Annotated in this window: 4 protein-coding genes, 1 tRNA gene, 2 rRNA genes and 3 pseudogenes (1 of these 10 cut by a window edge); 6 read left to right on the forward strand and 4 right to left on the reverse strand. The window is 57.2% G+C overall.

What is annotated here, in order from left to right:
* Positions 1 to 199 precede the first annotated feature (199 nt).
* From JHX88_RS19900 to JHX88_RS19915, 4 genes are read left to right on the forward strand one after another with little or no spacing between them, the layout of a single operon-like run.
* The gene (locus JHX88_RS19900; protein WP_076528532.1) at positions 200 to 1,201 is read left to right on the forward strand and encodes a TRAP transporter substrate-binding protein; all 1,002 of its coding nucleotides are present in this window, start codon (positions 200 to 202) and stop codon (positions 1,199 to 1,201) included.
* The gene (locus JHX88_RS19905; RefSeq protein WP_076528531.1) at positions 1,198 to 1,761 is read left to right on the forward strand and encodes a TRAP transporter small permease; all 564 of its coding nucleotides are present in this window, start codon (positions 1,198 to 1,200) and stop codon (positions 1,759 to 1,761) included. Before JHX88_RS19900 ends, JHX88_RS19905 begins: the two co-directional genes overlap by 4 nt.
* Before the next feature lie 3 nt (positions 1,762 to 1,764).
* A complete protein-coding gene (locus JHX88_RS19910; RefSeq protein ID WP_076528529.1) occupies positions 1,765 to 3,048 on the forward strand; it encodes a TRAP transporter large permease in 1,284 nt (427 codons plus the stop codon).
* A gap of 9 nt (positions 3,049 to 3,057) precedes the next feature.
* Positions 3,058 to 3,738 (forward strand): RraA family protein, encoded by a 681-nt coding sequence (locus JHX88_RS19915; protein ID WP_084203315.1) that lies wholly within the window; start codon positions 3,058 to 3,060, stop codon positions 3,736 to 3,738.
* Here the strand turns inward: JHX88_RS19915 and JHX88_RS19920 are convergent.
* Positions 3,682 to 3,897, reverse strand: a pseudogene (locus JHX88_RS19920) (transposase); the annotation flags it as partial. The gene JHX88_RS19915 and the pseudogene JHX88_RS19920 sit on opposite strands and share 57 nt — an antisense overlap.
* A 168-nt stretch (positions 3,898 to 4,065) precedes the next feature.
* On the opposite strand from JHX88_RS19920, the pseudogene JHX88_RS22405 reads away from it, so the two are divergent.
* Both JHX88_RS22405 and JHX88_RS19930 read left to right on the forward strand, forming a co-directional pair.
* Positions 4,066 to 4,329, forward strand: a pseudogene (locus tag JHX88_RS22405) (SGNH/GDSL hydrolase family protein); the annotation flags it as partial.
* A 43-nt stretch (positions 4,330 to 4,372) separates the two neighbouring features.
* A pseudogene (locus JHX88_RS19930) lies at positions 4,373 to 5,368 on the forward strand (IS3 family transposase); the annotation flags it as partial.
* A gap of 331 nt (positions 5,369 to 5,699) precedes the next feature.
* Here JHX88_RS19930 and JHX88_RS19935 read toward each other — a convergent pair.
* The 3 genes from JHX88_RS19935 to JHX88_RS19945 all read right to left on the reverse strand — a co-directional run.
* Positions 5,700 to 5,776 (reverse strand) — tRNA-Met (locus tag JHX88_RS19935).
* Positions 5,777 to 5,844: 68 nt separating this feature from the next.
* A 5S ribosomal RNA gene (gene rrf, locus JHX88_RS19940) occupies positions 5,845 to 5,959 on the reverse strand.
* A gap of 100 nt (positions 5,960 to 6,059) precedes the next feature.
* Positions 6,060 to 6,815, reverse strand: a 23S ribosomal RNA gene (locus tag JHX88_RS19945); it runs 2,074 nt beyond the window's last position.

The following is a 6,815-nucleotide window of genomic DNA, read 5'->3' on the forward strand; positions in this document are numbered from 1 at the left end:
TGCAAAGCAGGCATAATCGATACGCCTCCCGGTAAATTTTCTTTATCGCGCGACAACCCGTTTCAATTGGACTTCTGCGGGATCCATTCGTTTCACTGTCCTGAACGAACCCAAGGATGCTAGCGAGAGCGCAGGCATGATCGAGCGGATATCTGATGAAATGCGAACCGGGACAGCCATCCCGCCAAGGGGAAAGCCGATGATCACGAAAACCGTACTGACCTATGCTACCGCAATGACGCTTGTCCTCGCGGCCACAGCACATGCGGAAACCACATGGCGCATGGCCACGAAAATGCCCGTCGACAGTCCCGAGGGACAGGTATTCGAAAAATTTGCCGAGCTGACCGCCGAACATACCAATGGCGAGCTCACGATAGAGATCTATCCGAACGAACAGCTCGGTAAAGAGGATGCGGTGCTGGAGCAGCTTCAGGCCAATGTCGTCCAGATCTATGCCGAGGGCTTCGGCTACATGAAGAAATGGGAGCCCGCGCTGGCATGGGTTGCCGCGGCCTTCGCCTTTGACGATTACGATCATTGGCAGCGCTTCATGACTTCGGAGACGGTGACAGGTTGGTTCGATAACGCCGCCGAACAATCCGGGGTGCGTCCACTCGGAGACCCCACCCGCATCCTGCGAGGCCCGTTCAGAGTGATGGTGTCCAACGTGCCGATCGAGAGCGCAGCGGATATCGAGGGGCTGAAGCTACGGATGCATGAGAACAAGGTCGCGATCGAGACGTGGGACACACTTGGTGCTGAGGTGATCACCCTGCCCTGGACCGAGGTTTATCAAGGCATCTCGAAAGGCATCGTGCAAGCAGTGAACTCACCCATCGCGCTCGTGGAATCCATGCGCTTCAACGAAGTAGCACCTTATATCACACGCCATGACGAGTACTGGCAGTCCATCGGCTTCATGGTGAATGAACAGGCACATGCCTCTTTGTCGGAAGAGACGCGCGCCGGGCTGGTGAAAGCCTACGAAGAGGCCGGAGACTATTCGCAGGAAGTGATGTCGGCAGTGGCCGAGAAAAGCATTGCGCAAATGGAGGAAGCCGGGGCGACCTATACCGTGCTCGACACCGCACCACTCGTTGAAAAGATGCAAAGTTACTACGAGCGGAAAGCTGAAACCGGCGAACTGCCGGAAGGTTTCCTCGAAGCCGTCGAAGAAGCACGGGCGCCATCGCAATGACACCGCTCGAATACATGCCGCGGACTCCGTTGCAACGGATTCTCAATCGGCTCGACCGGCTGAACTGGGGCCTTGGCGGGATGTTTCTCTGGTTGTCCAACGCCTGCCTGCTGGCAATGCTGGGCCTGACGGCGGCGACCATCCTTTTGCGGCCATTGAACCTCGCCGCCTACTGGATGTGGCCCTGGACCATGGTGTTCTTCATCTGGCTCAGCTTTTTCGGCTTTTTCGCGCTTTATGCCCGGCTCAAGGATGTGCGCGTGGACTTCCTGGCGAATGCCCTGGGAGCCACCGGCATGGTCGCGACCCGCATCCTGACAGATGTCGCGACTCTGGTTGTGACCGGCGTTCTGATTTGGCAATTGCCAGTCGTCATCGAGACGTCCCGCGGGGTCTTTGATGGCGCCATCTTGCCGGCGGGTATCGAATTGCCGCGACTCGCGCTATCGGTCCCGCTTTTCGTGTCCGCAATTCTTATCACGTTCACCGCCGTGCTTGATCTTGCCAAGCTGGGAGCGGGAATGCCCGAGAACGTTACCAACCACCACCCGGAGATCTGATCCTTGGCCTGGATTCTGATTGGTACCTTTATCGTCTTGATCCTGTTCAGGGTGCCTATATCCATCGCGATCGGCACCGCCACGGTACTGACATTCCTGACCTCGGATTTTTCCAACGCATTGCAGATCATTCCACAGCAAATGCTGGAAGGAGTGAACAAGGCTTCGCTGACAGCCGTGCCATTCTTCATCATGGCGGGCAACCTGATGAACGTGACTGGCGTGACCGAACGCATTTTTGCCTTCGCCAATGCATTGGTAGGTCATCTCAGGGCCGGTCTTGCGCAGGTCAACGTGCTGTCCTCGATGATCTTCGCGGGAATCTCCGGTGCCGCGGTGGCGGATTGTGCGGGACTGGGGGCGATAGAGATCAAGGCCATGCGCGAGAATGGATACAAATCCGATTTCGCGGCGGCGATCACGGTGGCATCCTCGGTCATCGGCCCGCTTATTCCGCCATCGATTGGACTGGTGATTTATGCGTTTCTCGCCCAGCAATCCATCGAGCGCATGTTCCTGGCCGGGCTGGTCCCCGGTATTCTCGTGGGTCTCTCGCTCATGGTCTATGTCCGGCTCCGCGCGGGATTCGAGGATTTCCCCACTCAACCCCGCGCCACCGTGAAAGAGGTTGCGGACACCGCTCGACATGGTTTTGCCGCGCTGTTGGCTCCTGCCATCATTCTCGGTTCGATCATGTTCGGATTTGTCACCGCCACCGAGGCCGGTGTGCTTGCCTGCCTCTATTGCATCATGCTTGGCCTTTGGTATCGCGAACTTACCATCAAGAGCTTTTCCAAGGCACTCAGCGACACCGCGATGATGACTTCGGTCATCATGATCATTATCGCATTTTCCATCGCCATGGGCTGGCTTCTGGCCATCGATCAGACCCCGCAGAAACTTGCCGACTGGACCTTTTCGCTGACCGAGAACCGGAACATCTTCCTTGCCCTGCTGCTGGTATTCGTCATCCTGATCGGCTGCGTGGTAGAGGGCGTGCCAGCCAAGCTTATCCTCGTGCCAACGCTTTTGCCACTCATCGACGCCTATGGCATCGACCGCGTGCATTTCGGCATCATCATGCAGCTGGGCCTGCTGATCGGCATCGCGACCCCACCCATGGGGATCGGCCTCTATATCGTTTCCGAGGTCGGGCGTGTGCGCTTTGAAAAGGTGACGCTCGCGGTATTGCCGATGCTGCTGCCGCTTTTCGCGACACTGATCCTGCTGACCTATGTGCCGCAGATCGTGACCTTCCTTCCTGATCTTGTCCTTGGCAAACAATAAGAGAGCCTCATGTCCAACCTGACTTACAAGCTGAACCCGATGCCTGCACCGATCCCGCAGGAAAAGCTGGATCGTCTTGCCAAGCTCGAGACAGCGACCATTGGCCATTTCTATCATTTCGGCTTCGCATCGCCCGCGATCCAGCCTGTCCTGCCAGGAAAGGTCGTGGCCGCTACTGTGGCGACACTGGCTATTCCAGGATTGGATTCGACGCTTCTGCATCATTGCCTTAGCCAAGCGGAACCGGGCTATTTCCTAGCAGTCGACCGGTTGGGAGACAGGAAATACGCCTGTTGGGGAGGAGGCGTCACCCGCATGGCGGCAATGATGGGTCTCGCCGGTGGCTGTGTGGACGGTCCACATACGGACACCGCCGAGGTCATTGAGCAGGATTTCCCGATCTGGTCGCGCGGAGCATCGCCTGTGACAACGCGGCTCTACGATACTGGCGGCGGCTTCAATGTGCCCGTTTGCATTGGAGGTGCGGCAGTGCTGCCTGGTAATGCAGTGCTGGCCGATGAATCCGGTCTGCTGTTCATTGCACCCGAGGACCTGGATACGGTCCTGATCGAGGGCGAAACACGAACAGAACGCGGCAGAATCAACGAGGCAAGGATTACCGGGGGAGCCCACCTAGGAGATATATCCGGGGCGACCGGAATGATACGCACCAAGGCTCAAGACCCATAGCCAATATATGACGATTGCAGCGAGGACGATGACGGATAGGAAGGCCTTGGGGCATCGGTCATATCTGATGGCGATGCGCCGCAAGTCCTTCAACCTACCGAACATGATCTCGATGCGATTGCGCCGCCTGTATCACCTCTTGTCATATCTGACCTGTTTGCCGATTTTCACTGGGACGCGCGAGAGACGAGCTTTGTCCTTGACGGGGATCGCATTGATGAGGAGATCACCGCCCGCGTAAGTCTTGCCAGCGTGCTGACCAACCGTCCGGCCGAGATGGTCGTGGTCGCGATTGGGGGTTCCATCACCGACGGCAATGGTGCGGCAATGAACGAGGATGTGCGCTGGCCTGATTTTCTGGCCCAACGGCTCGCCCCGGAAGGTGTCGCGGTGATCAGTGCCGCCATATCCGGTGTCAGGCTCCTTTCGGATGGGATGGGAGAGAGCATTCTGGCGCGGATCGACCGTGATGTATTCGCCGTGCCAGGAGTTGATGCCGTAGTGCTTTTGATCAGCACCAACGATATCGCCTGGCCGGTTTCTCCTCTCGCTCCCAAATCCCCCATGACGCTCGACCAACTTCAGGCGGGCATTGCCGTTGTTCCCGCGAAAAGCAAGGCTCACGGTGTGCGCTTGGGGGCGACGAGGAATGAGGTATCCCACATCCGAGAAGCTCGAGATTATCCGCATCGTCGAGCAATCCCACCTGCCGGTAAAGCGCACGCTGGAGCAATTGGGCATCGCACGCCGAACCTTTTACCGCTGGTATGATCTATATCTGGCAGGCGGCCCTGAAGCGCTGGAGGACCGTCCATCCGCGCCAGGCCGAGTCTGGAACCGAATCCCCACTGCGATCCATGACCAGATCATCGAGATGGCGCTGGAGCAGTCCGAGCTCTCCCCGCGAGAACTGGCCGTGCGGTTTACGGGCGAAAAGCGCTACTTCGTGTCGGAAGCCAGTGTTTACCGGCCCCTCAAGGCACATGATCTCATCACCAGCCCGGCCTTCGTGGTGATCAAGGCAGCCGATGAGTTCAAACGCAAGACCAGCCGCCCCAACGAGATGTGGCAAACCGATTTCACCTATTTCAAGATCATCGGTTGGGGCTGGGTGTATCTGTCGACCGTGCTCGACGATTACTCGCGCTACATCATCGCTTGGAAACTGTGCACCACCATGCGTGCCGAGGATGTGACCGATACGCTGGAGCTGGCCCTGGAAGCCTCGGGCTGCGACAGCGCTGCCGTGCTGCACAAGCCAAAGCTGCTCAGCGACAATGGCCCGAGCTATATCGCGGACGAACTGGCGGAGTTCATCGAGGCGCAAGGCATGAGCCATGTGCGCGGGGGCCCATTGCATCCCCAGACCCAGGGCAAGATCGAGCGCTGGCACCAGACCCTCAAAAACCGCATCCTGTTGGAAAACTACTTCCTGCCGGGCGATCTCGAAGCCCAGATCGAGGCCTTCGTCGAACATTACAATCACCGGCGATACCATGAAAGCTTGAACAACGTGACGCTCGCTGATGCCTACTTCGGCAGGGCCGAGACCATCATCAAACAACGCGAAAGGATCAAGCGAAAGACCATCGAACAACGGCGCTTGCAACACCGCAAGCTCGCCGCATAGGATCAAACCAATGACGAGGCCAACTCTCCGCTAATTTACGCCCCGAGATGTGCCAATTGTTCTGACGACGGACACACGGGCGCTGACGGCCGACAAATGGAAATGAACGATAGATAAATTTGTTCCCTTTTGTAAATGCTGCAAACCGAATCTACTTGCCGCTGGAGATTGCGAATCGCTATCTCCCAACATTCCCCTAGGCTTTTCTGTTACACTCGCTTCCCGCCCTTCATTACTCTCTTGCGTAGCACTGGCGTAGCACCGTGTTTAGCGCATAGCAAAAAGCCCCGCGTTGAGCGGGGCGTAAGCGTCTGTTCTTATGGTATTTTTATGGTTGCGGGGGTAGGATTTGAACCTACGACCTTCAGGTTATGAGCCTGACGAGCTACCGGGCTGCTCTACCCCGCGCTGATTGCATCGCGATTTATTGCGGTGCTTTTGTTTTATCGTTTAGAGAGGATACCGTTTCTTTCCAGGTCTGGCGGTGACCTACTCTCCCACGTCTTGAGACGCAGTACCATCGGCGCTACGGCACTTAACGGCCGAGTTCGGAATGGGATCGGGTGTTTTGCTCGCGCTAGGGCCACCAGACCGGGAAAGAAACGATCAGCGTTTTCCCTTTTTTGGGAAGATGTTGTCCAAGGATGCTTTTGGGAGAAGCGATTGTGGAACAATCTGTCTTCTTCCGGATCAAATCAAGCCTATCGAGCCATTAGTACCGGTCAACTGAACGCATTGCTGCGCTTACATCTCCGGCCTATCGACGTGGTGGTCTTCCACGGCTCTCAAGGGAGACCTTGTTTTGAGGGGGGCTTCCCGCTTAGATGCCTTCAGCGGTTATCCTGTCCGTTCATAGCTACCCAGCACTGCCGTTGGCACGACAACTGGTCCACCAGTGGAACGTTCACCCCGGTCCTCTCGTACTAGGGGCAACTCCTCTCAAGTCTCCAACACCCACGGCAGATAGGGACCGAACTGTCTCACGACGTTCTAAACCCAGCTCACGTACCTCTTTAAATGGCGAACAGCCATACCCTTGGGACCTGCTCCAGCCCCAGGATGAGATGAGCCGACATCGAGGTGCCAAACGATGCCGTCGATATGGACTCTTGGGCATCATCAGCCTGTTATCCCCAGCGTACCTTTTATCCGTTGAGCGATGGCCCTTCCACTCGGGACCACCGGATCACTATGGCCGTCTTTCGACTCTGCTCGACTTGTCAGTCTTGCAGTCAGGCTGGCTTCTGCCATTGCACTCAACGAGCGATTTCCGACCGCTCTGAGCCAACCTTCGCGCGCCTCCGTTACTGTTTGGGAGGCGACCGCCCCAGTCAAACTACCCGCCACGCAAGGTCCCGGATCCGGGTAACGGACCGCGGTTAGACATCAAGAGTGCGAAGGGCGGTATCTCAAGGATGGCTCCACGGAAACTAGCGTTCCCGCTTCA

The sequence above is a fragment of the Paracoccus saliphilus genome (assembly GCF_028553805.1).
Lineage (GTDB): Bacteria > Pseudomonadota > Alphaproteobacteria > Rhodobacterales > Rhodobacteraceae > Paracoccus > Paracoccus saliphilus.

Bases quoted from the DNA above. Each gene is read 5' to 3' on its own strand.
- JHX88_RS19900 (WP_076528532.1), top strand. From the start codon at position 200: ATGATCACGAAAACCGTACTGACCTATGCTACCGCAATGACGCTTGTC.
- JHX88_RS19905 (WP_076528531.1), top strand. From the start codon at position 1,198: ATGACACCGCTCGAATACATGCCGCGGACTCCGTTGCAACGGATTCTC.
- JHX88_RS19915 (WP_084203315.1), top strand. From the start codon at position 3,058: ATGTCCAACCTGACTTACAAGCTGAACCCGATGCCTGCACCGATCCCG.